25 protein-coding genes are annotated in these 21326 nt (G+C 60.1%); 14 read left to right on the forward strand and 11 right to left on the reverse strand.

What is annotated here, in order from left to right; genetic code table 11:
* Positions 1-9: 9 nt before the first annotated feature.
* Positions 10-1812: a hypothetical protein gene (locus ACR0J7_RS09800; RefSeq protein ID WP_480914067.1), complete on the reverse strand. Its 1803-nt coding sequence runs from the start codon at positions 1810-1812 to the stop codon at positions 10-12.
* 159 nt (positions 1813-1971) lie between these two features.
* On the reverse strand, positions 1972-2433 hold the full coding sequence (locus ACR0J7_RS09805; protein ID WP_480475505.1) for a hypothetical protein: 462 nt from the start codon (positions 2431-2433) through the stop codon (positions 1972-1974).
* Positions 2434-2788: 355 nt separating this feature from the next.
* On the opposite strand from ACR0J7_RS09805, the gene ACR0J7_RS09810 reads away from it, so the two are divergent.
* Positions 2789-3367, forward strand: coding sequence for a thymidine kinase (locus tag ACR0J7_RS09810; protein ID WP_480914069.1), 579 nt, complete (start codon positions 2789-2791; stop codon positions 3365-3367).
* Here ACR0J7_RS09810 and ACR0J7_RS09815 read toward each other — a convergent pair.
* From ACR0J7_RS09815 to ACR0J7_RS09835, 5 genes are all read right to left on the reverse strand, one after another.
* A complete protein-coding gene (locus tag ACR0J7_RS09815) occupies positions 3364-4314 on the reverse strand; it encodes a 2-hydroxyacid dehydrogenase (RefSeq protein ID WP_480914072.1) in 951 nt (316 codons plus the stop codon). The two genes, ACR0J7_RS09810 and ACR0J7_RS09815, sit on opposite strands and share 4 nt — an antisense overlap.
* The gene (locus ACR0J7_RS09820) at positions 4314-4652 is read right to left on the reverse strand and encodes a tRNA-binding protein (RefSeq protein ID WP_267362951.1); all 339 of its coding nucleotides are present in this window, start codon (positions 4650-4652) and stop codon (positions 4314-4316) included. Before ACR0J7_RS09820 ends, ACR0J7_RS09815 begins: the two co-directional genes overlap by 1 nt.
* Complete coding sequence (gene proC / locus ACR0J7_RS09825; protein WP_480910634.1) at positions 4645-5460, reverse strand: pyrroline-5-carboxylate reductase; 816 nt, start codon at positions 5458-5460, stop codon at positions 4645-4647. The genes ACR0J7_RS09820 and proC overlap by 8 nt, the downstream gene beginning before the upstream one ends.
* A 39-nt stretch (positions 5461-5499) precedes the next feature.
* On the reverse strand, positions 5500-6000 hold the full coding sequence (locus tag ACR0J7_RS09830; RefSeq protein WP_209598027.1) for a type III secretion system chaperone family protein: 501 nt from the start codon (positions 5998-6000) through the stop codon (positions 5500-5502).
* A gap of 321 nt (positions 6001-6321) precedes the next feature.
* Positions 6322-6570: an accessory factor UbiK family protein gene (locus ACR0J7_RS09835; protein ID WP_050604795.1), complete on the reverse strand. Its 249-nt coding sequence runs from the start codon at positions 6568-6570 to the stop codon at positions 6322-6324.
* A 97-nt stretch (positions 6571-6667) separates the two neighbouring features.
* On the opposite strand from ACR0J7_RS09835, the gene lgt reads away from it, so the two are divergent.
* From lgt to ACR0J7_RS09860, 5 genes are all read left to right on the forward strand, one after another.
* Positions 6668-7558 (forward strand): prolipoprotein diacylglyceryl transferase, encoded by an 891-nt coding sequence (gene lgt / locus ACR0J7_RS09840; RefSeq protein ID WP_480546136.1) that lies wholly within the window; start codon positions 6668-6670, stop codon positions 7556-7558.
* Positions 7555-8622, forward strand: a complete 1068-nt coding sequence (locus tag ACR0J7_RS09845) for a class I SAM-dependent methyltransferase (protein WP_480914075.1) — start codon at positions 7555-7557, stop codon at positions 8620-8622. The genes lgt and ACR0J7_RS09845 overlap by 4 nt, the downstream gene beginning before the upstream one ends.
* Positions 8619-9377, forward strand: coding sequence for a peptidoglycan editing factor PgeF (gene pgeF / locus ACR0J7_RS09850; protein WP_480553930.1), 759 nt, complete (start codon positions 8619-8621; stop codon positions 9375-9377). Before ACR0J7_RS09845 ends, pgeF begins: the two co-directional genes overlap by 4 nt.
* A 270-nt stretch (positions 9378-9647) precedes the next feature.
* The gene (locus ACR0J7_RS09855) at positions 9648-9776 is read left to right on the forward strand and encodes a hypothetical protein (RefSeq protein WP_267362961.1); all 129 of its coding nucleotides are present in this window, start codon (positions 9648-9650) and stop codon (positions 9774-9776) included.
* 330 nt (positions 9777-10106) lie between these two features.
* Positions 10107-10889, forward strand: coding sequence for a Hint domain-containing protein (locus ACR0J7_RS09860; protein ID WP_267362963.1), 783 nt, complete (start codon positions 10107-10109; stop codon positions 10887-10889).
* Positions 10890-11008: 119 nt separating this feature from the next.
* On the opposite strand, the gene ACR0J7_RS09865 is transcribed toward ACR0J7_RS09860, so the two are convergent.
* Positions 11009-11509, reverse strand: coding sequence for an Lrp/AsnC family transcriptional regulator (locus tag ACR0J7_RS09865; RefSeq protein ID WP_209504770.1), 501 nt, complete (start codon positions 11507-11509; stop codon positions 11009-11011).
* A 226-nt stretch (positions 11510-11735) separates the two neighbouring features.
* Here ACR0J7_RS09865 and trxB point away from each other — a divergent pair, with 226 nt between their 5' ends.
* From trxB to ACR0J7_RS09885, 4 genes are all read left to right on the forward strand, one after another.
* The gene (gene trxB / locus ACR0J7_RS09870; RefSeq protein WP_209598032.1) at positions 11736-12677 is read left to right on the forward strand and encodes a thioredoxin-disulfide reductase; all 942 of its coding nucleotides are present in this window, start codon (positions 11736-11738) and stop codon (positions 12675-12677) included.
* Positions 12678-12680: 3 nt separating this feature from the next.
* Entirely contained in the window at positions 12681-13130 is a 450-nt protein-coding gene (locus ACR0J7_RS09875; protein ID WP_480505925.1) for an RES family NAD+ phosphorylase, read from the forward strand.
* 80 nt (positions 13131-13210) lie between these two features.
* Positions 13211-14902, forward strand: coding sequence for an adenylate/guanylate cyclase domain-containing protein (locus ACR0J7_RS09880; protein ID WP_480914078.1), 1692 nt, complete (start codon positions 13211-13213; stop codon positions 14900-14902).
* 196 nt (positions 14903-15098) lie between these two features.
* Positions 15099-16817, forward strand: coding sequence for a bifunctional sulfate adenylyltransferase/adenylylsulfate kinase (locus ACR0J7_RS09885; RefSeq protein ID WP_267362968.1), 1719 nt, complete (start codon positions 15099-15101; stop codon positions 16815-16817).
* Positions 16818-16917: 100 nt separating this feature from the next.
* On the opposite strand, the gene ACR0J7_RS09890 is transcribed toward ACR0J7_RS09885, so the two are convergent.
* The 3 genes from ACR0J7_RS09890 to ACR0J7_RS09900 all read right to left on the reverse strand — a co-directional run bounded on the left by ACR0J7_RS09890 (position 16918) and on the right by ACR0J7_RS09900 (position 18542).
* On the reverse strand, positions 16918-17805 hold the full coding sequence (locus tag ACR0J7_RS09890; protein WP_480914080.1) for a PhzF family phenazine biosynthesis protein: 888 nt from the start codon (positions 17803-17805) through the stop codon (positions 16918-16920).
* A gap of 93 nt (positions 17806-17898) precedes the next feature.
* On the reverse strand, positions 17899-18123 hold the full coding sequence (locus tag ACR0J7_RS09895) for a DUF1150 family protein (RefSeq protein WP_209504776.1): 225 nt from the start codon (positions 18121-18123) through the stop codon (positions 17899-17901).
* 5 nt (positions 18124-18128) lie between these two features.
* Entirely contained in the window at positions 18129-18542 is a 414-nt protein-coding gene (locus ACR0J7_RS09900; RefSeq protein WP_058275530.1) for an Hsp20 family protein, read from the reverse strand.
* Positions 18543-18705: 163 nt separating this feature from the next.
* Between ACR0J7_RS09900 and ACR0J7_RS09905 the strand changes: the two genes are divergently transcribed.
* The 4 genes from ACR0J7_RS09905 to ACR0J7_RS09920 all read left to right on the forward strand — a co-directional run bounded on the left by ACR0J7_RS09905 (position 18706) and on the right by ACR0J7_RS09920 (position 21314).
* Positions 18706-18930, forward strand: coding sequence for a YdcH family protein (locus ACR0J7_RS09905; RefSeq protein WP_267362973.1), 225 nt, complete (start codon positions 18706-18708; stop codon positions 18928-18930).
* A 76-nt stretch (positions 18931-19006) separates the two neighbouring features.
* On the forward strand, positions 19007-19492 hold the full coding sequence (gene purE / locus ACR0J7_RS09910; protein WP_480539325.1) for a 5-(carboxyamino)imidazole ribonucleotide mutase: 486 nt from the start codon (positions 19007-19009) through the stop codon (positions 19490-19492).
* Entirely contained in the window at positions 19489-20244 is a 756-nt protein-coding gene (locus ACR0J7_RS09915) for an NAD(P)-binding domain-containing protein (protein WP_480565344.1), read from the forward strand. Before purE ends, ACR0J7_RS09915 begins: the two co-directional genes overlap by 4 nt.
* Before the next feature lie 2 nt (positions 20245-20246).
* Positions 20247-21314, forward strand: coding sequence for a 5-(carboxyamino)imidazole ribonucleotide synthase (locus ACR0J7_RS09920; protein ID WP_480565341.1), 1068 nt, complete (start codon positions 20247-20249; stop codon positions 21312-21314).
* Positions 21315-21326: the final 12 nt, after the last annotated feature.

Consider the following 21326-nt stretch of genomic DNA (forward strand, 5'->3'; position numbering starts at 1 on the left):
GCTGACGGCCTAGAAATCGGCAGCCAACTGAAAAACCTGAAACGCGGCCCCTTCCCCACCATCAATCCGACTGAGATAGGCGGGGGTTTCACCCTTTGCCAGTTGGGATTGCAGCCCGCGCCCCTGAGACGCCCAGTCCCAGAATTCGGCACGGGGCGCAGCGGCGCAAAACAGCACATAGCTTACACCCAGCGCGGCAAGACGCGGACCGGCCTGGGACGCATCCATACGCAAAACCGCAATCTGCGCCTGAATTCCGGCCCGGTTGCGGTGATAATTGCCCGCCAGAACCGAATGATCGGTATAGCGCAGCACCTCTGCCGCATAATCGAAATCGACCAGAACCATTCCGGCTGGCAGGTTTTTCAGGGCCGCGTAGGCCTCGGGCGCCTTGCAGGCGGCGCCGTCGTTTTGCGAATCCGGCGCGACCTCGGCGACGGGTGCCGCAAGGGAGGGGCGCGCAAATCGTCCCAGCTGTTTTTCCACGCTGATGCCGATCTTTGGCGAGACGCAGACAACAAAGCCTACCATAGCCAGGCCGGAAAGCGTGCGACCATGGGTTCTGTAACTGATGTAAAGGGCGCGCAGCATCTGAGCCTGAACAGCCACAAGGGACACGCCCAGAAACGTCATCATCCGGGACTGGTACAGAAACATGGAAAACCCGGTCACAATCAGCGCCAGAAACAGAAGATAGTCCATTTTGTCTTGTGACTGTCGGACAAAGAACAACGCTGCAACCGCCGTGATGACGGACATGGCGATCAGGGCCGCAGCCTCGCCCCGATGTCGTTCCAGCACGACGGTTATATTCTGTGCTTCGGCAACCTGGCTGAGCCAGAAGTCGCGCATGTCCTGAGGCAGGTCCGCAATCGGGTTTTCAAGGCAATGCGGTGCAAATGCGTAAGCGCAGCCAAGTGTTACAGCGCCTGTCGCAAGACACGCGCCGATGCGCCCCCAATAGGACCAGCCCGACCCGACCCAGGCTGCTGCACACAGGCACAGGGCCGCGATCCCGGCCGGCAGGGCCACACTGATCGTCAGGGCATCGCAGCTTGGGAACAGAAAGCCCTGACGCCCCGTTGTTGCAACGCTGGCCAGCAACAGGGTCAGCGCCAGCCCGGTTCCAAACACCATGGTGCGGCGGCGGGCGGCTGTGCCGGTCACGATCCAGTCAATCGTGAAGAACACCGCGATAATCGCGACCTGCACGATCGATTCGGTTCCGATTGACACCGAAAGGGCCAGACAGACACCCAGCCATCCCGCAGCAGAGGGTTTGGCCTTGCGCAGGACAAAGAACATGAGGGCCGCTGCAAACAGCAGAATCTGAACATTGTGGTGGTCAAACGAGAAATAGTCGAACTTCCGATAATGTTCGAGCGTCAGCGCACCGACCACCAGTGCCGAAATCGCGCCATTTCGCCCGCCCAACGCTGCGCCGGTGACAGCAAAGGCCCACAGGGTCAGCCCCGCCAGCAGCACCGGCCACACAAACGCGGTCACTTGCAAGGCGGTGTCGGGCGGCACGACCATCGCGGACAACGCGTAGAGCCCGGCAATCGGTGCATCGACAAGCCGGGACCAGTGCATCAGCGTGCCGTCACCGGGCCCCAGCCGATGCTGATAGGCGTCAAACCAACCCTGTCCCACCAGCAGGTCCTGTACCATGACCCAGCGCATCGCATCATCGGGGCCTTCCTGATAAGCGCCAAACAGCACCGTGGCCAGAAAGAGCGCATAGACAAACAGGAACGACCGCCAAACCATACGGTCTGCGAGAATGCTGTAATTTCCCTGCATTTTCTGCATGGTTTCCTGCCCTTGACGATCTTGCCTGTGCCACAGCTTATCTGAAAGACGTGACTGAATTGAGGCGCAGAGTCCGGTCGGTGATCATGCCACAAAGCGCACGACATCTGCTGCGATCCGGGCAGGCGGTTTTTGGCCGATAGCTGGCCGCCACCAAGCCTAGCTGACGCTTTCTTCTTCCAGGTGCAGTTTCATTTCAATCAGGACCTGCTGAAGCAAACTGGTTTCTTTCAGCAGCCTTTTGGCTTCGTTCACCGTGATGATGCCATCTTCGATAGCGGACTGATATTCAGTCATCAACATTGCAAACCGCTGGCTGAGCGCGATGACATCCGAATTCACCCCGCCTGTGCGAGGATCCTCGGTGTTGCGTTCGCTGTAGGACAAGGTGATGTTTTTCAGATCCGCCAGCGCGGATGTCACATGCGGATAAGTTGCTGCGTTTTCAAGCCGAGCCACCGCATCCACGGGCATGAACCTGTCCGCGTGTTCGGCATTGTCCGAATAATACCGGCCCAGGGTCGCCTTGGATTTTCCGGTGATTTCACAAGCAGCTTCTATTCCGACATCTTTGACCAGCGCTTCTGTGTGTTTCTTCAGATAGGCCCCGATATCTGCCATTGATTTACCTTTATTACCTGCAAACGCCCGCCCGGTGTCCAAACCGGGGAAAGCGTCGGGAAATTTCCCATACCTGAGTCATAATTGAAATGTCATACATTGACTATCCCTCAGATAAGCGGGGGATTTTGTGAGTGAGTGGCGGCAGTTCAAGCCGGTAAAGAGTGATTGCGGGGCGGTATTGTTGGGCCTTGCTTTGTTTTGGCCACATGTTGGCCGACGGCGTCGCTGTTGCAGACGCGGGGGTTCCATCCCCTACGAGCCCAGCTCGGCCTCTGCACACGCAATGGCGACGTCGCTTCTTACATCCCTTTGCTCTCTTGTTCCTTTTGGCCGGGCGTTTTAGACCCACGCCATGGCAAAGCTGTATTTCAACTATTCCACCATGAACGCGGGCAAGTCGACCGTGTTGCTACAGGCGTCGCACAACTATCGCGAGCGCGGGATGCAGACCTATCTGATGACCGCCGCCCTTGACGGGCGGGCGGGTGCGGGGCGGATTGCATCGCGCATCGGCATATCGGAGCAGGCTGACACGTTCACACCCGAAGATGATGTCTTCGCCATGATCCGGTCCCGGCTGGACAAGGGTATGGTGGCCTGCGTTTTCATCGACGAGGCACAGTTCCTGTCCGAGGCGCAGGTCTGGCAACTGGCCCGTGCGGTGGACGATCTGGATGTGCCGGTGCTGGCCTATGGTCTGCGCGTGGATTTTCAGGGCAAGCTGTTCCCCGGTTCCGCCACCCTGCTGGCCCTTGCCGACGAAATGCGCGAAGTGCGCACGATCTGTGAATGCGGCCGCAAGGCCACGATGGTGATTCGTCGCGACGAGACCGGCAAGGCCATCACTGAAGGGGCGCAGGTGCAGATCGGCGGGAACGAGACCTATGTCTCGCTCTGCCGCAAACACTGGCGTGAAGCGGTGGGCGACTAGACCGGGTTGGGCAGCGCCCTGCCCGCGACAAAGGCCGCCACGTTATCCAGCGCCATGTGTCCCATGCTGCTGCGCACCTCTTCGGTGGCGGTGCCCAGATGGGGCAGCAGGGTGACGTTTTCCATATCGCACAGGGCTTGCGGCACTTTGGGTTCGAATTCGTAGACGTCCAGCCCCGCCCCCGCGATCTGACCGGTTTGCAGCGCCGTGATCAGCGCGACCTCGTCCACCACCTCGCCACGGGCGATGTTGACCAGAATAGCCGAGGGGTTCATCGCCTCAAGAACCTGCGCATTGATCAGGTGGCGGGTTTCCGCACCACCGGGAACCGCAAGCACAAGGAAATCGACCGAAGCGGCGAGTGTTTCAAGGTCAGGTGTGAATTCTGCCGGGAAATCCAGATCTTTTGGATTGCGGGATTGATAGGCCACCTGCATGGCAAACCCGAAATGACAGCGGCGCGCGATGGCCTGCCCGATGCGGCCCATGCCGACGATGCCCACGCGCTTGCCGGTCACGTGATGGCCCAGCATCTGCGTCGGGTGCCAGCCCTGCCACTGACCCGACCGCACCAGCCGCTCACCCTCACCGGCGCGCCGGGCTGTGGTCAGCAGCAGGGTCATGGCGATATCAGCCGTGGCATCGGTGACGGCGCCGGGGGTATTGGTTACGTCAATCCCGGCCGCGCGTGCCGCATCCACGTCGATATGGTTGAAGCCAACACCGAAATTGGCCAGCAGCTTGCAGCGCGGTGGACCGGCTTCTGCAAAAATCTGCGACGAAAACTGATCACCCAGCGTCGGGACGACCACGTCGTAATCGGCCAGAGCGGCCAGCATCTCCTGCCGTGACATGGGCAGGGTGTTTTCCCGGATGGTCACATCGAAATCGGCGCGGGCGCGCGATTCGACTGCCGGGGTCATCGGGCGCGTGATCAGCAGTTTCATCAGTGCATCCGCCCGCCTGTAGGAACCTTGCCGTCGGGGCCGATCAGAACGATCTCGCCGCTGTCATCGGGAAGACCCAGCACCAGAACTTCGGACATGAACTTGCCGATCTGGCGCGGAGGGAAGTTGACGACAGCCATGACCTGTTTGCCAACCAGAGTGGCCGGATCGTAATGCGCGGTGATCTGGGCCGAGGTCTTGCGCTCGCCGATCTCGTCACCAAAGTCGATCCACATCTTGATCGCGGGTTTGCGGGCCTCGGGATAGGGCTCGGCGCGGATCACCTCGCCCACGCGAATATCGACCTTGAGAAAGTCGTCGAACGAAATTTCACTCACGCGAGAGCTCCTTGGATCGGTCGGTTGCGGCCTTGACGGCACGGTGCAGCAGGTCAGGAAAGCCGGTTTCCTGATGCATCAGCACCTCAAGCGCGGCCTGTGTGGTACCGTTCGGAGAGGTCACGTTGATGCGCAGCTGCGCGGGGTCTTCGTCGGACGCCATGGCCAGTGCCCCGGCACCGGCCACAGTGGACTTGGCCAGTTTCATCGCAAGCTCGGCAGGCAGGCCATGCGCCTCGCCCGCTGCGGCCAGGGTTTCGATCAGATGGAACACATAGGCCGGGCCGGACCCGCTGAGCCCGGTGACGGCGTCCATCTGTGCCTCATCCTCTAGGCGAACGGTCTGGCCCACTGCCGCCAGCAGGTTTTCGGCCTGTTCCATATCGGTCTCGGAGGCGTGTGCGTTGCCGATCAGTGCCGTGATGCCCTGACGGATAGCGGCGGGTGTGTTGGGCATTGCGCGAATGATCGGGGTGTCTTGGCCCAGAACGGATTCGAAGGTGGCAATCGAGGTACCAGCCGCAACGGAAATGAACAGGCTGGACCCACCGCCCAGCGCCTGAAGGGCAGGCAGGGCTTCGCCCATCATCTGCGGTTTGACCGCAACCAGCACCACGGCGGGGGATTCGGGCAACGGTGCGTTGATATTGACGCCCTGCGCCTTCAGCCAATCTGACGGGTAGGGATCGATGACCCAAACGGAAGCTGGCGGAAGGCCGTGTTCCAGCCATCCCGCCAGCATTGCGGACCCCATCTTTCCGCACCCCAGAAGCACAAGCCCCTGTTCGGCCACTCGCGTCATGTCCATTTGCCCCTCCCGCTTTACATATCGGTTCGGGGCAAAGGTTTACGCGCGGCCGTAGGCCTCTGCAATGGCCACTTGCATGGCTTCTTCTGGCCCTCTGTTGCCCCAGGTCACCAATTGGATCGCGGGGTAGTACCGCTCGGCGCTCATGACGGCGGCATTGATCATCGTGTCGATCTGGTCAGCGCTGGCCGTTTGCCCGCCTGCAAGGACCAGACCATAGCGATAGACCATCAGCTTCTGGTTTGCCCAATAGGTAAACGCGCCTGCCCAGCACTGGTCGTTCATCTTGTTGAGCAGCTCATAGAGCTGCATTTCACGCTCGGCCGGTGGTTCCATTTCGAAGCTGCACACCATGCGCAGCGTTTCGTCATAGTTGGACCAGGCCAATGTGATCGAATAGGTCCGCCACTGCCCTTCAACGGCCATGGCAATCTGATCGTCCCCAATGCGATCAAAATCCCAGTCGTGGTGTTCGGCCAGATGCTCAACAATGTCGATCGGATGAATGTCTTCTTCGAGATACTGCTCGGAAAGGGCCATAATGCCACCTCACTAATCTCTAGCATTTCGGGGCTGGCAGCGCCCCAGCGCTAGTTGCCTGCTCTACAAACCGGGCTTCCCCCATAGGCCTGTACTAAATATGGTGCGATGTGGCGTAAGTTCTGGCAACCCTAATTATTGGGGATAACAGCAATAAGTTGTGGACAGAAGGCAACGGCGATCAAAATATTGGCGACAGAGTCAGCTTTGTCTTGAATAAATTCTGCGACACGTCAGAATACACAGCACCGCACAATCCGGGCTGGATTGCGCGGCGGAATGCTTTGTCCGAAAATTGTGAAAACAGGGAACGCCGGGGCGTTATTTGTCCAGTTTCGCCTCGAGCGCGGCAATGCGGGCTTCGAGTGCCGCGTTTTCTTCGCGCGCCTTCTGAGCCATGGCGCGCACGGCGTCAAATTCTTCACGGGTGACGAAATCGCGGTCGGCCAGCCAGCGGTCGATCATCGACTTCATCGCGTTTTCAGCCTCTTCCCGCGCGCCCTGCGCCACGCCCATGGCGTTGGTCATCAGCTGGGACACGTCATCCAGGATTTTGTTGCGGGTCTGCATATCTGTTCTCCGATCTCGCGGTTTACCTGTATATGGGCAAAGAATGGCGCGGGCTCAAGGTTGACTTGACCTGCAAACCCCGGGCAATGAGACGCACATGCAGGCTGTTCTGAATTTCCCCGATCTGTCGCCCGAACTGTTCTCGATCCCGCTGTTCGGGATGGAGTTCGCGTTAAGGTGGTATGCGCTGGCCTATATCGCGGGCATCCTGATCGCGTGGCGGCTGGCTGTTGTGGCGTTGCGCCGCCCGGCGCTCTGGCCTGCGGATGGCCCGCCGATGAAGCCCGAACAGCTGGAGGATCTGGTTACCTGGATCATTCTGGGCGTGATTCTGGGAGGGCGGCTGGGCTTTGTGCTGTTTTATCAACCGGGTTATTACCTGTCGCACCCGCTGGAGATCGTGAAGGTCTGGCAAGGCGGCATGGCGTTTCATGGCGGCCTGCTGGGCGTAATCCTTGCGTCGTACCTGTTTGCACGACGGCACCGGATCCCTGCCCTGTCGCTGGGGGATCTGGTTGCCTACACCGTTCCGCCCGGATTGCTGCTAGGGCGGCTGGCCAATTTCGTCAACGCCGAGCTGTGGGGCCGCCCGAGCGAGCTGCCCTGGGCTGTCATCTTTCCTGGATATGCTGCGCAGGATTGCCCCGGCGTGGTCGCAGGCATGTGCGCCCGGCACCCGTCGCAGCTGTATGAGGCCGCGCTGGAGGGGGTGTTGCTTGGGGCGGTATTGCTGTGGCTGGTCTATCGGCGCGGCGGTTTTCGCACACCGGGCCTTGTCATGGGGACGTTTCTTGCGGGCTACGGCGCGTCGCGCTTTATCGTCGAGTTCTTTCGCCAGCCGGACGCACAATTCGTATCGCCCGGCAATCCGCTGGGGCTGGCCTGGCATGTGGGCGGGTACGGGCTGACCATGGGGCAGTTCCTGTCGCTGCCGATGATCGCGCTTGGATTGTGGTTTGCCCAGCGCGCGCGGCGGCAGGCAGTATGAGCCTGACCGATCATCTGGTCGCCCGCATCCGGCAGGATGGACCCATGAGCGTGGCGGATTACATGGCTGAGTGCCTGCTGCATCCGGCGCTGGGCTATTACACGACCCGTGATCCGCTGGGGGCTGCGGGGGATTTCACCACAGCGCCGGAAATCAGTCAGATGTTCGGAGAGCTGGTCGGGCTGTCTCTGGCGCAAAGCTGGATGGATCAGGGACGGCCCGCACCGTTTACCCTGTGTGAGCTGGGGCCGGGGCGCGGTACCCTGATGGCCGATATTCTGCGCGCCACACGGTCTGTACCCGGTTTTCACGAGGCGGCGCAGGTAGTTCTGGTCGAAGCATCGCCTGTATTGAAACAGGTGCAGGCGGCAACGCTGAACGAATACGAGGCGGTCTGGATCGACATGATCGCCGACCTGCCCGACCAGCCGCTGATGCTGGTTGCCAACGAGTTCTTTGATGCCCTGCCCATCCGCCAGTTTCAGCGTGACGGTACGGGCTGGCGCGAGCGTCTGGTGGGTGAGCGCGACGGCGGGTTGACGTTCGGACTGGGCGCGATCGGGCCGCAGGTGGCGTTGAATGACAGGCTGTCGGACACCAAGGACGGTGATCTGGTCGAACTGTGTGCTGCTGCGATTCCCGTTTTGACCGTGATCGCAGGGCGGGTCGCCAGCCATGGCGGCGCGGCATTGATTGTGGATTATGGCGACTGGCATTCGCTGGGCGATACCTTGCAGGCTCTGCAAAACCACGAACATTCCGATCCTCTGGCATCGCCCGGTCAGGCCGATTTGACCGCGCATGTGGATTTTGAGCCTTTGGCCGTTGCGACCCGCGCCTGTGGGTGCAGGCATACGCGCTTGACACCGCAGGGCGTCTTCCTCGAACGGCTGGGGATCACCGCCCGCGCGCAAGCCCTGTCCAAGGCACTGAGCGGTTCCGAGCTGGATGCGCTGATTGCCGCGCATCGGCGGTTGACGCATCCTGATGAAATGGGAAATCTGTTCAAGGTGATGGGCCTTTTCCCGGCCTATGCAGCCCCACCACCAGGATTGGAACCATGACGCTGGAAATTCTGACCTCGGATCTGCTGTCGCCATTTCGCCATGGGTTCTTTACCCGTCGCGGCGGCGCGTCTTCAGGAATTTTCAGCGGGTTGAACTGCGGTCAGGGGTCCTCGGATCAAACCGAGATTGTCGCGCTGAACCGGCGACGGGTGGCAGACGCGATGGAGGTTGAACCCGAGGCAATGGTCGCGGTGCATCAGGTTCATTCGCCAACGGTTCTGACAGTCAAAGCCCCGGTTGAAGGTGAAAAGCCCAAAGCGGATGCCATTGTCACAGCAACACCCGGTCTGGCCCTGACGATCCTGACGGCCGATTGCCAGCCGGTTCTGTTCGCCGATCCCGACGCGCATGTGATCGGTGCCGCCCATGCCGGGTGGCGCGGCGCGCTGGACGGTGTTCTGGAGGCAACGCTGGACGCGATGGAGGCGCTGGGGGCCGACCGCAGCAATATCTGCGCCGTGATCGGACCCAGTATTTCCCAGCGCGCTTACGAAGTGGGGCCAGAGTTTCTGGACGCGTTCCTGGCGGATTCACCGGACAACAGCCGCTTTTTTGCCAATGGTGAAAGTGACCGCCTGCAATTTGATCTGCCCGCCTTCGGGCTGCACCGGCTGCGGCAGGCGGGAATCGGACAGGCCGAGTGGACCCGGCACTGCACATATTCCGACCCCGACAGGTTCTATTCCTATCGCCGATCAACGCACGCGAACGAGGTCGATTACGGGCGCCTGATCTCCGTCATAAGATTGTGATCTTCGTCCAGATTTAGGTGCCCTGCCACTTTTCCGCCACATTTGTTGTGTTGATTGGGCATCAGAATCGTAACGAGTTTTTGCCAGTAATCAGATCGGTATCTGACGTTCGAAAATCGGGCGCTGGCGTGTTGAGTGGGAGGTCCGTCTGACTTCATTTTTCTGTCCGCAAATCATCCCGGATAAGCCTTATCCCTGCCGCAAACCCGCGTCACAAAAGGTTCACAGAGGATGTGGGGAAATACACCCCGTTCAGAGCAGGACCAAAAAATGAAGACCAAATCACGCTTTCTGAAAGCCATGGTCGAGGCCACTCGGGACCAGAACCTGGAAATGCCGTGGAAGCGGGTAACAAGCAATTCTGTCAGGGTCGCCAGTCGCATCGCGGCACGACGCTGAGACAGAAAACCCAGAGACCAAGCTGCCGGTCTTATTTGGGTCAACGCGTATCAGGTTCGCTCCGGCCTGATGTATCGCGCGTCACGAGCGAGGGGTTCGTGACTTTTTAGGAGTTGTGTGTGTGCGGGCAATTTCGCCCGTGAAGTACGAGTTTGTCTGGGGGGTCAATGTGTTGACCATTGGAAAGCGAGATTTAGTCGCGTCGCGGGACCGTACCGGTTGCCGCCCGAGGGTCACCCATTTGTTTCAAGGCAAAGAACCAGTTCGCCGGGCGCGTCTGTACGGGGGTACGCCGCGCCTGACCGAACATTTTGAGGGGACGGAATATTAATGACTATTCCTAATTCACTGGCCCGCGCGGCCAGAAATGCTATCGAAACGTCTGTTATGCTGCGGGACGCGCCGCGGCCGGTTTCCAAGCCAAAAGCCCAGCTGCGCCGCTATGAGGTCAGCAGCCTGTTGAAGAACGGAGATGTGGTTCAGACCCGCCACATCGCACCTGCCCTGCCGATGTTTGAAGACGCGTTTTGCGCCTTCACACGTGGATCTTTGGTAGAAACGGAACATGGACCGATGGCAATCGAGGATCTGATGCCGGGGGATACGGTCCTGACGCAGGATGGCGCATCGGAAACCGTGTTGTGGAAGGGATCTGTCACGTTGATCCCCGGACGCGCGGATTCACGTGGCCGGACGCGACCGCTGACGCGGATCATGGCGGATACGTTCGGGATGCAAAAGCCAATGTCGGGTGTCATTGCCGGCCCGGCGGCGCGAATCGTGGGTACACCTGCGCATTTGCGGCACCTGCATGGGGGGCAGCCGATTCTTACACCCGTGTCCGAATTTCAGGACGGGATGGGTGTCATTGAAACAATGCCGCCCACCCCCGTTGAACTGTTTCACATTTGTTTAAAACGCCATTCCGTTATTCGCGTAGATGGATTACAGTTCGAAACATATCATCCAGGTGTGAATGCGGTTCGCATGATCAGCCACTCGCTTCGGTCGATCTATCTGAACCTGTTCGCGCATATCGAGTCGCTGAACGATTTCGGCCCGCTGCTGATGCCGCGCGCCGGAGATGGTGAGATCGACGCGATGACGGCCTGAGCATGATTGTGATTACTGCATTATGGGGGGCATCATGCAGCTGGTAATAAGTTGGGTTCTATCCCTTGCGGTGGCAGCACTGTTGCCACCAATCACCGCGCAACCAAAACGTGTTGGCGTTACGCCGTCCGGTTCATACGTTCTTCCAGAACGTCGAACGGTACGCCTGGCTCGTCTTTTGCGCCGCGAATAACGAGCGATGTCTTGACGCTGGCCACGTTTGGCGTGGTCAGCAACTCGCCCGTCAGAAACTGCTGAAAGCTGCTCAGGTCAGGTGCGACGCATTTCAGGATGAAGTCCACCTCGCCGTTCAGCATGTGGCATTCGCGGACCAATGGCCATTCGCGGCAACGGCCTTCGAACGCGCGCAGTTCGACTTCGGCCTGGCTGTCCAGACCAACCATGGCAAATACCTGAACCTCGAACCCCAACTCGCGTGAGTTGACCTCGGCGTGATAGCCGGTGATGAAGCCGGATTCTTCGAGCGTGCGCACCCGGCGCAGACAGGGCGGGGCCGAGATTCCGACCCGTTTTGCCAGCTCGACATTGGTCATACGACCGTCCGCCTGCAGTTCCGCCAGAATCTTGCGATCGATATCATCCAGCCGAGTCGTGACCATCAAATGCTCCTGATTTTTCGGTTCTTATATCAGCACCCCACACGCGCGCAATAATGTTTCGCAGATGCGCAATTTTCTTTGTTTCCTTTTCGCCTTCTCCCCTAAAACCCAGGGCGCCCCGTCCCGAGGGGACCTGAACAGTAAGGGGCTTTAAGCCGGGCCGGTCGGTCGCTATATCGGGGCGACGGGCCGCGGGCCCAATTCAGGCAATTCGAGCGGGGGCACCATGGCCGACACAAGACACACCAAGGTTCTGATCATCGGGTCGGGGCCCGCAGGATACACCGCAGGCGTATATGCAAGCCGCGCCATGCTGGAACCCATTCTGGTACAGGGCATCGAACCCGGTGGTCAGCTGACAACGACGACCGAGGTCGAAAACTGGCCCGGCGACACCGAGGTGCAGGGCCCGGACCTGATGGTGCGGATGCAGGACCATGCCAAGGCCATGGGATGTGAGGTGATCGGCGATATCATCAGCGATCTGGACCTCAGCAAGCGCCCCTTCACCGCCAAGGGCGACAGCGGCACCACATACACGGCGGACGCTGTCATTCTGGCCACCGGCGCGCGTGCGAAATGGCTGGGTCTGCCGTCGGAAGAGAAGTTCAAGGGCTTTGGCGTCTCGGCCTGCGCCACCTGTGACGGGTTCTTCTATCGCGGGCAGGAAATCGTGGTGATTGGCGGCGGCAACACAGCCGTGGAAGAGGCCCTGTTCCTGACCAATTTTGCCAGCAAGGTGACCCTGATCCACCGCCGCGATGAGTTGCGGGCGGAAAAAATCCTTCAGGATCGCCTGTTGAAGAATGAAAAGATCGTACCGCTGTGGTTCCACCAGTTGGAAGAAGTGATCGGCACCGATGCGCCTTTGGGCGTTGAAGGTGTTCGGGTCAAACATGTCAAAACCGGCGAGATCACCGAGATCCCGTGCAAGGGCGTCTTTGTCGCCATCGGCCACGCCCCTGCGAACGAGTTGGTCAAAGACACGCTGGAAACCCATATGGGTGGTTATGTCGTCACCAAACCGGGCAGCACCGAAACGTCGATTCCCGGCGTGTTCGCAGCGGGCGATCTGACCGACCATGTCTATCGTCAGGCGGTAACAAGCGCGGGAATGGGCTGTATGGCGGCACTGGATGCCGAACGGTTCCTGGCCGAACAGGACTGACACATGCTTGAATTCTCTGGCCCTGTCTGGAGAATTCTGTTTGCGTCGCAGGCAGCAGCCCCATTGCTGCCTGCCCGCGCGCCCGAGGGGCGCTTTCATCATTCCGGACAATTCGCGCTTTATGCCTCGCTCAGCGCCGAGGGCGCTTCGGTCGCCATCCGCCGCTACATCTCGGGTGATGATCCCGACCGGGTGGTTCAAAGGTTTCTGGTGGAAAACGCGCGATTGGTGGACTACCGCGGGCAGACGGCTGCATCGGTGATCTGGCAGGATATTCGCGCGACGGGGGCCCCTTCCCCGACATGGTCTTTTTCAGATAAAGCGCGGGCACTGGGGGCGGACGGCTTGATCTACAGCTCGCGCTCGCGCCCTGACCTCAGCCATCTGGTGCTGTTTTGTGCGGACAAGATATCAATTCAATCCCAACACCCCGCCACCCATTGGCAGGCCTAGATTTGCACCCGAAGCCTTGACCTGACCGCGAACGTCCTCGCAAAGTCCAACCACGGCGAACAGCGATACAGGTGGTATTCTTGAAGAGCGCTTTGTGGCGTGGCGGTTGGGCAGCCCGGCTTCGGATCGGCAGCGGGTTGGTTCTGTTTGCTTTCGCTTTCTTCCATTTCATCAACATCGGACTGGGCCTGTTTCACACCGATTATCTGCACGGGATGCAGGACGGTCGAACAGCGGTGACGCGGCACAGTTTTATGAGCCTGCTGCTTTATGCGGCGTTGTTCACTCATGCCGGTCTGGCGCTAGCTTCGATCGCACAACGCCGGACCCTGCGCATGCCGTTCAGCACGGCGTTGCAGATTGTTCTGGGTCTGCTGATACCTTTGCAGCTGATCTCGCATGTCATCCAGACGCGGGTCGCGCACGAGATCTATGACGTCAATGACGAGATGGGGTATATCATCATCCTGATGTGGCCCAGCACCGTGATTTGGATGCAAAGCGCACTGTTGCTGATCGTCTGGGTGCATGGCTGTATCGGGCTGCATATGTGGTTACGGCTGACGAAATGGTGGTCCAGCGCCGTACCCTATCTGATCGGTGTTGCCGTCTTCATCCCCATGTTCGCCTTGGCCGGTCTGCTGACCGAGGGCCGCCGCATTTGGTTGGAATTCGCGGATGAGTTTCTGCGGGAACAATTTATCGAGCATTACAACTGGCCCTCGCCCGAGGCGTTCCAGACCATGTTCACCGTCAAGGATAATGCCCTTTTGGCGTTCTGGCTCGCCTTGGCGGCCACGGGTCTTGTGTATATCGGGCGCAAGCTGTGGCGGCGCAGGCATTCGGTGCGGGTAAGTTACAGCAACGGGCCCGAGGTGGATGCCGAAAAGGGCATGACCCTGCTTGAGATTTCGCAGGCACATAGTGTGCCCCATACGGCCTTGTGCGGCGGGAAGGGACGCTGCACCACATGCCGCGTCATCATCGAGGAAGGCGCTAACGCCCTGCCCCCGCCCGGCGATGTCGAGGCCCGCAGCCTCGCCGCTGTCGGCGCCTCACCGCAGACACGGCTGGCCTGCCAGATCCGCCCGACGGAACCGACCACTGTTTTCCGCGTTTTTCAACCGGATGGCGGGCGCGTTCGCGGGCATGCCAGTCAGGGGCAGGAACGGAAACTGGCCGTGCTGTTTCTGGACATGCGCGGATTTACCGCCCGCACGACGGGTCAGCTGCCCTATGATATCGTGTTCCTGCTGAACCGGTTCTTCGACGCCGTCGTACCTGCCATCACCAAGGACGGCGGTGTCGTGGACAAGTATATGGGAGACGGGTTGCTGGCGGTTTTCGAAAAACCCGATGCAGCCGCATCCGCCAGCGCGGGGTTGAAGGCTGCGATAGATATCAGCCATGCCCTTGACCGGTTCAACGAGCAGCTTGAGGCCGAAGGCAGCCCCGGCATTCGCATCGGAATGGGCTTACACCTTGGTGATCTGGTGCTGGGTGAGATTGGCGCGCAGGGACATGCCGCGAGAACGATCATCGGCGACGCCGTCAATGTGGCCAGCCGACTGGAAAGCGAAACCAAGGCCTTGGGGGTCGAGTTGCTGGTCTCGCAAGAGGTGTTGAAGGCTGCGGGTATGAACCTGCCGCCGGAGGGTATCCGGATGTTCCAGCTGCGCGGCGTTGCCGATCCGATTCCCGCCCTGCCAGTCACCCGCGCGTCCGGGCTTGCGCCGCACACGCGAAAACAGGAACAGTTATACCTTGCATGATCGGAATATATACGCCCCAAGGAACGAGATCATCATTTTGATTTCAGAGTTGGAAATTCCTTCCAATCCGCGAGAAATCAGCGCATATCGTCCTTTGTTTCATTGACGCCAGTGGACTTCGCCCAACAGTCGGTGCAAATGCCCCGAAAACGCCCTTGAATCATTGGCAACACAACACTGCGATAAGAGTATTCAGATGACGATGTTAAGCAATCTGGCCCCCATTCCCGAACTTTATGTGTCGTATGACTCGGCCCAGAAACTGAAGGTTGAAGCCGCCGACCTGACCAGTTGGGATCTGAGCCCGCGCCAGATCTGTGATCTGGAACTGCTGATGAATGGCGGTTTCAACCCGCTCAAAGGTTTCCTGAGCGAAGCCGATTACGACAATGTCGTCGAAAACATGCGTCTGGCTGATGGCACGCTATGGCCGATGCCCATCACGCTGGACGTCAGCGAAGACTTTGCGGACAAGATCGAACTGGGTCAGGATATCGCGCTGCGCGATCAGGAAGGCGTGATTCTGGGCACCATGACGGTCACTGACCGCTGGACCCCAAACAAGGCCCGCGAGGCCGAGAAGGTTTTTGGTGCCGATGACGATGCCCACCCGGCTGTGAATTATCTGCACAATGTGGCGGGCAAGGTCTATCTGGGTGGCCCTGTCGTGGGCATCCAGCAGCCTGTTCACTATGACTTCCGCGGTCGCCGCGACACGCCGAACGAGCTGCGCGCCTATTTCCGCAAGCTGGGCTGGCGCCGGATCGTGGCCTTCCAAACCCGCAACCCCTTGCACCGTGCGCATCAGGAGCTGACCTTCCGCGCCGCCAAGGAAGCGCAGGCCAACCTGCTGATCCACCCGGTCGTCGGCATGACCAAGCCGGGCGATGTGGACCACTTTACCCGCGTGCGCTGCTATGAGGCGGTGCTGGACAAGTATCCCGCATCCACCACCTCGATGAGCCTGCTGAATCTGGCGATGCGCATGGCTGGCCCGCGCGAGGCGGTCTGGCACGGGCTGATCCGAGCCAACCATGGCTGCACCCATTTCATCGTGGGCCGCGATCACGCGGGCCCGGGCAAGAACTCGGCCGGTGAAGATTTCTATGGCCCCTATGACGCGCAGGACCTGTTCCGCCAGTTCCAGGACGAGATCGGCGTCGAGATGGTCGATTTCAAGCACATGGTCTATGTGCAGGAACGCGCGCAATACGAGCCGAATGACGAGATTCTGGACAAGGACAATGTCACGATCCTGAACATCTCGGGCACCGAGCTGCGCCGCCGTCTGGCCGAAGGTCTGGAAATCCCCGAATGGTTCAGCTTTCCCGAAGTGGTGGCCGAGCTGCGCAAGACCAAGCCGCCACGCAGCCAGCAGGGCTTTACCGTGTTCTTCACCGGCTTCTCGGGCTCGGGCAAGTCCACCATCGCCAACGCGCTTATGGTCAAGCTGATGGAGATGGGGGGCCGTCCGGTCACTTTGCTGGATGGCGATATCGTGCGGAAAAACCTGTCATCCGAACTGGGTTTCTCGAAAGAGCATCGCGACCTGAACATCCGCCGGATCGGATATGTCGCATCCGAGATCACCAAGAATGGTGGCATCGCCATCTGCGCCCCGATCGCACCTTATGCCACCACGCGCCGCGCGGTACGCGAAGAGATCGAGCAGTTCGGTGCCTTCTGCGAAGTGCATGTTGCGACCACCATCGAAGAGTGTGAGCGGCGCGACCGCAAGGGTCTGTACAAGCTGGCCCGCGAAGGCAAGATCAAGGAATTCACCGGTATCTCGGACCCGTATGACGTGCCTCAGAACCCTGAATTGCGTGTCGAGACCGAGAATGTCGAGGTCGACAACTGCGCTCATCAGGTGCTGCTGAAGCTGGAAAGCATGGGCCTGATCGCAGCCGGCTGAACCAGATGAATGAATGCCGCGGCCTCCGGTTCTCGGGGGCCGTTTTTGTTTTGATAGTCTGAGGCGTTCCGGGCAGTCCCTGGGGACGGGAACGGTTCGGCTACTGGGTGGCTTGTGGCAGATCCACCTGCCCGCGCATCAGGATATGCCCTTGACCGGCTACCTTGATTCCCGTCATCGCGTCGGTGGGGCCAACGCGCGTGACAACGGCCTGACCGGGGCGGCCCATATCGTGACCCTGTTCCGCAACGAAACTGTCTTTGGTCATCAGCCCATATTTCCACAGATAGGCCGCCATGGCCCCGGTGGCGGACCCGGTAAACGGATCCTCGGGCGGGCTGGGCGGGGCCATGAGCAGGCGCGAGAACGTATCGCCCGCGTCGGTAGCCCCTTGGAGCGTCACAAGAAAGGGCTCGGCCATATCCGAGCCGGAATACCCTGCCGTCGCAGCCACTTTGCGCAGCGCGTCCTCGGAAAGGTGGGCTGCGCGCAAAGCGTCATGATCGCGCAGAACGGTAATACAGAAGGGCAAGCCGGTTGAAACCATCCGGGGCGGCGAGATGATGGCTTCTTGCGGCAGGCTGATCGCCTTTGCCACCAGATCGGCTGGCACATGCGCACCAAATTGCGGTGCGACCTGCGTCATCTCAATCTGTTCGCCCTGCAAACCGATCGAAACGATGCCAGCGCCGGTTTCCAGCGTCAGGTTATCGCTGGAGATCATGCCGCGCGACCGCATCGCCGCTACGGTGGCAATCGTCGGATGACCGGCAAAGGGAATTTCACGGCTGGCCAGAAAATAACGGACGCGGATGTCGGCCACGTCGGACGGGCCGGTGAATGTGCATTCGACCAGAGAGGTTTCGCGCACATAGGCCATGCAGACCTCGGCCGAGAGACCCGCGCCGCCGTGGACCACGGCACAACCGTTGCCGCCAAATGCACGATTGGTGAAGGCGTCTACCCAGTCGAATTCAAACCAGCTCATGCAGTCGGCTCCGTTACAGGTTAAAAGCGGCAGTTTCGCCGATGCGCGTGTGTTGCGGGGAACGTTACAGCCCCACCGGGACAAAGGGGCCGTTCAGTGAACGGCCACAGGTGACAGGTCGTGCTGACGGGCCAGAACGAAGGCCAGCTTGCGGTCGGCCACAAGCGCCAGTTGCTGCCCATCGGAATCGTGCACGGCATAAAGGTGATCCAGATCACCTGCCTGATCGCGCAGATCACGCGGCAGATCGGCAACGTCGACTGTTTTCACATAGACGATACGATCGCCTTCGGTGTTGATTTCAATCGGTGTATTCATTGCTCTTACCCCTTCCGTATGTTGATTGTCTGAACCACGGTTTCCGGCACGGCGCGGGTCAGATCCACATGCAGCAGACCGTTTTCCATGATCGCCTCTCCCACCTCGACCCCGTCAGCCAGCACGAACATGCGCTGAAACTGACGCGCCGCGATACCACGGTGCAGGAAGATGCGCCCCTCGCTGTCGTCGCGCTGACGGCCCCGGATCACCAGTTGGCGATCCTCGATGGTGATCGACAGATCCTCTTCGGCGAACCCGGCCACCGCAAGGGTGATGCGGTAGGAAAAGTCCGAGGTCTGTTCGATGTTATAGGGCGGGTATCCTTCATTACCGGCCTTTGCAGACCGTTCCAGAAGGCGTTCCAGCTGCTCGAACCCCAAAAGATGCGGGTATGAGCCAAGAGTAAGTTTCGACACGTATTTTCGTCCTTTATTGTCAAAGCGACGTGGTGCGCGGTCCCGTTCCGGCAACCGCTTGTTATAGAATATGGGAAGAAAACAGGATGTCCACAAGGTCTGGCGCGATAACGTCTGACACACTATCTTGTTGGGCAAGCACCACAACAAGCCCGAGTCGCCAATGAACGCGCCAACCGACCTTTCGATGAAAACCGAAGAAGTTCTGCGGGTTGAGTTGGAGGTTTTTCGCCGCCAGCACCGCGACCTTGATGAGGCGATCGAGGCGCTGCACGAAAAAGGAACGGCTGATCAGTTGACCCTTCGGCGTCTGAAAAAGGAAAAACTGCGCCTGAAAGACTTCATCCGCCTGATCGAAGACCGCCTGACCCCCGATATCATTGCCTGAACGCCCTGTACCGCATTGCCACAAAAGCGGATTTGGCTATAGTGCGCGCTCTTTCTGAGCGCGGGGACGTAAGCGGATGAGCGATGTGACAGTGGGGATCATCATGGGCAGCCAGTCGGACTGGCCCACGATGAAGGAAGCCGCAGATATTCTGGATGAACTGGGCATCGCTTATGAGGCGCGTATCGTTTCGGCCCATCGCACCCCGGACCGGTTGTGGGACTATGGCAAGACCGCCGTATCACGCGGGTTGCAGGTGATCATCGCGGGCGCTGGCGGAGCGGCACATCTGCCGGGTATGATGGCCTCGAAAACACGCGTACCGGTGATTGGCGTGCCTGTGCAGACGCGGGCCCTGTCGGGGGTGGATTCGCTGTATTCCATTGTGCAGATGCCCAAGGGCTTTCCGGTGGCGACCATGGCAATCGGGTCGGCTGGCGGAGCCAATGCGGGCCTGATGGCAGCGGGCATTCTGGCCTTGCAGGATGAAGCCCTGGCCGCGCGGCTGGATGCCTGGCGTGACGCGTTGTCCGCCTCAATCCCCGAGGAACCGCTGGGATGAGCCGGATCGGGTTTATCGGCACCGGGCATATCGCCGCGCCGATTGCGCGGCTGATGGCCGCCAAAGGGCATGAGATCAGCGTGACAGAACGCAACGCCGAGGTCTCGGCTGACCTGAAGGCCGAACTGGGCGTGACTATCGCGCCGCCGCAAGCGGTGATTGACGCCTCGGACATCGTGTTTCTGTGCCTGCGCCCGCATATCGCGGCCGAGGTTCTGGCCCCCCTGACCTTTCGCGCCGATCAGCAGGTTGTGTCGGTTATGGCGGCCGTTTCCGCCGAGGATTTGGCCAAGCTTTGCGCCCCTGCGTCGGATTTCGTCCAAACCATCCCGCTGGGGTTCTTGCAGTCCGGTGGCTGCCCGATGGCGGCGTTCGGCAATGACCGCTTGCTGGCCGAGCTGTTTGAGCCGGAAAACCCAGTGGTCAAGGTTGCGGATGAAGCGGCGCTGAACGCGCATTTTGCCATTTGTGCCATGGTTCCCGGCGTTCTGGATCTGATGGCCACCGGGGCCGAATGGCTGGGTGACGTAACCGGCGATGCGGACGGGGCCGAGTTCTATACCACGCAGTTGATGGCGGGTTTTCTCGCCGCGATGGAAAAAGGCACAGCCGGGCGGTTGGCACAGGAGCGCGACGCTTTGGCGACCGAAGGTACTTTGAGCCTGCAAATGACGGGCACCCTGATCGAACAGGGCGCGCATGAGGCGCTGAGAGCGGCGCTTGGCGCAATTGGAAAACGTTTGGAGAATTGACGATGGCGGAGATGCTCGCCCAAGGTGCAGTGATTGGGATTCTGGGTGGCGGCCAGCTGGGCCGGATGCTGTCGGTGGCGGCCTCTCGGCTGGGGTTTGTCAGCCACATCTACGAGCCGGGCGCAAACCCGCCTGCCGGGCAGGTTGCGGATCGGGTTACGACAGCGGCCTACGACGATATCGACGCCTTGACGGCCTTCGCCGATGCGGTGGACGTCATCACCTATGAGTTCGAGAACATCCCGACCGAGGCATTGGATATTCTGGAAGCCCATCGCCCCATTCGTCCCGGGCGTGAGGCATTGAGGGTCAGTCAGGACCGCCTGACCGAGAAGACGTTCCTGCAGGGGCTTGGCCTGAAAACGGCTCCGTTTGCGGATATCACCGATCTGGACAGCCTGAATGCGGCCATCGAAGAAATCGGCGCCCCCGCCATCCTGAAGACCCGCCGCTTTGGCTATGACGGCAAAGGACAAGCCAGATTGCGCACCCCCCGGGATGCCGAGGCCGCGCTGGCCGATATGGCTGGTGCGCCTGCCCTTCTGGAGGGGTTCGTTGATTTCTCACACGAGGTTTCGATCATTGCAGCGCGGGGGCTGGATGGTCAGGTGGCCTGTTTTGATCCGGGTGAGAATGTGCACCGCGACGGCATCCTGCACACCACCACCATCCCTGCCCGACTGTCCCCCGCCCAGCGCACCGATGCCATCCTGCTGGCGGCCAATATCCTGAACGCGCTGGAATATGTCGGTGTCATGGGCGTTGAGCTGTTCGTGACACCCGGCGGGCTGATCGTGAACGAGATCGCGCCGCGCGTGCATAACTCGGGCCACTGGACGCAGAATGGCTGCGCCGTGGATCAGTTCGAACAGCACATCCGCGCTGTGGCGGGCTGGCCGTTGGGCGACGGGCAGCGCCACTCGGATGTGGTGATGGAGAACCTGATTGGCGACGATATGGACCGTGTGCCCGAGCTGGCGCGCGAACGGGACGTCGCGCTGCATCTTTACGGCAAGGCCGAGGTCAAGGCCGGTCGCAAGATGGGACATTTCAACCGGATCATGCGGTAGAATATCGCGCTG

The sequence above is a fragment of the Ruegeria sp. O4 genome, from assembly GCF_056535125.1.

What these genes read in the sequence shown, in the direction of transcription:
- ACR0J7_RS09800 (WP_480914067.1), bottom strand. Translation starts at nt 1,812, where the DNA reads ATGCAGAAAATGCAGGGAAATTACAGCATTCTCGCAGACCGTATGGTT.
- ACR0J7_RS09805 (WP_480475505.1), bottom strand. Translation starts at nt 2,433, where the DNA reads ATGGCAGATATCGGGGCCTATCTGAAGAAACACACAGAAGCGCTGGTC.
- ACR0J7_RS09810 (WP_480914069.1), top strand. Translation starts at nt 2,789, where the DNA reads ATGGCAAAGCTGTATTTCAACTATTCCACCATGAACGCGGGCAAGTCG.
- ACR0J7_RS09815 (WP_480914072.1), bottom strand. Translation starts at nt 4,314, where the DNA reads ATGAAACTGCTGATCACGCGCCCGATGACCCCGGCAGTCGAATCGCGC.
- proC (WP_480910634.1), bottom strand. Translation starts at nt 5,460, where the DNA reads ATGGACATGACGCGAGTGGCCGAACAGGGGCTTGTGCTTCTGGGGTGC.
- ACR0J7_RS09830 (WP_209598027.1), bottom strand. Translation starts at nt 6,000, where the DNA reads ATGGCCCTTTCCGAGCAGTATCTCGAAGAAGACATTCATCCGATCGAC.
- ACR0J7_RS09835 (WP_050604795.1), bottom strand. Translation starts at nt 6,570, where the DNA reads ATGCAGACCCGCAACAAAATCCTGGATGACGTGTCCCAGCTGATGACC.
- lgt (WP_480546136.1), top strand. Translation starts at nt 6,668, where the DNA reads ATGCAGGCTGTTCTGAATTTCCCCGATCTGTCGCCCGAACTGTTCTCG.
- ACR0J7_RS09845 (WP_480914075.1), top strand. Translation starts at nt 7,555, where the DNA reads ATGAGCCTGACCGATCATCTGGTCGCCCGCATCCGGCAGGATGGACCC.
- pgeF (WP_480553930.1), top strand. Translation starts at nt 8,619, where the DNA reads ATGACGCTGGAAATTCTGACCTCGGATCTGCTGTCGCCATTTCGCCAT.
- ACR0J7_RS09855 (WP_267362961.1), top strand. Translation starts at nt 9,648, where the DNA reads ATGAAGACCAAATCACGCTTTCTGAAAGCCATGGTCGAGGCCACTCGG.
- ACR0J7_RS09860 (WP_267362963.1), top strand. Translation starts at nt 10,107, where the DNA reads ATGACTATTCCTAATTCACTGGCCCGCGCGGCCAGAAATGCTATCGAA.
- ACR0J7_RS09865 (WP_209504770.1), bottom strand. Translation starts at nt 11,509, where the DNA reads ATGGTCACGACTCGGCTGGATGATATCGATCGCAAGATTCTGGCGGAA.
- trxB (WP_209598032.1), top strand. Translation starts at nt 11,736, where the DNA reads ATGGCCGACACAAGACACACCAAGGTTCTGATCATCGGGTCGGGGCCC.
- ACR0J7_RS09875 (WP_480505925.1), top strand. Translation starts at nt 12,681, where the DNA reads ATGCTTGAATTCTCTGGCCCTGTCTGGAGAATTCTGTTTGCGTCGCAG.
- ACR0J7_RS09885 (WP_267362968.1), top strand. Translation starts at nt 15,099, where the DNA reads ATGACGATGTTAAGCAATCTGGCCCCCATTCCCGAACTTTATGTGTCG.
- ACR0J7_RS09890 (WP_480914080.1), bottom strand. Translation starts at nt 17,805, where the DNA reads ATGAGCTGGTTTGAATTCGACTGGGTAGACGCCTTCACCAATCGTGCA.
- ACR0J7_RS09895 (WP_209504776.1), bottom strand. Translation starts at nt 18,123, where the DNA reads ATGAATACACCGATTGAAATCAACACCGAAGGCGATCGTATCGTCTAT.
- ACR0J7_RS09905 (WP_267362973.1), top strand. Translation starts at nt 18,706, where the DNA reads ATGAACGCGCCAACCGACCTTTCGATGAAAACCGAAGAAGTTCTGCGG.
- purE (WP_480539325.1), top strand. Translation starts at nt 19,007, where the DNA reads ATGAGCGATGTGACAGTGGGGATCATCATGGGCAGCCAGTCGGACTGG.
- ACR0J7_RS09915 (WP_480565344.1), top strand. Translation starts at nt 19,489, where the DNA reads ATGAGCCGGATCGGGTTTATCGGCACCGGGCATATCGCCGCGCCGATT.
- ACR0J7_RS09920 (WP_480565341.1), top strand. Translation starts at nt 20,247, where the DNA reads ATGGCGGAGATGCTCGCCCAAGGTGCAGTGATTGGGATTCTGGGTGGC.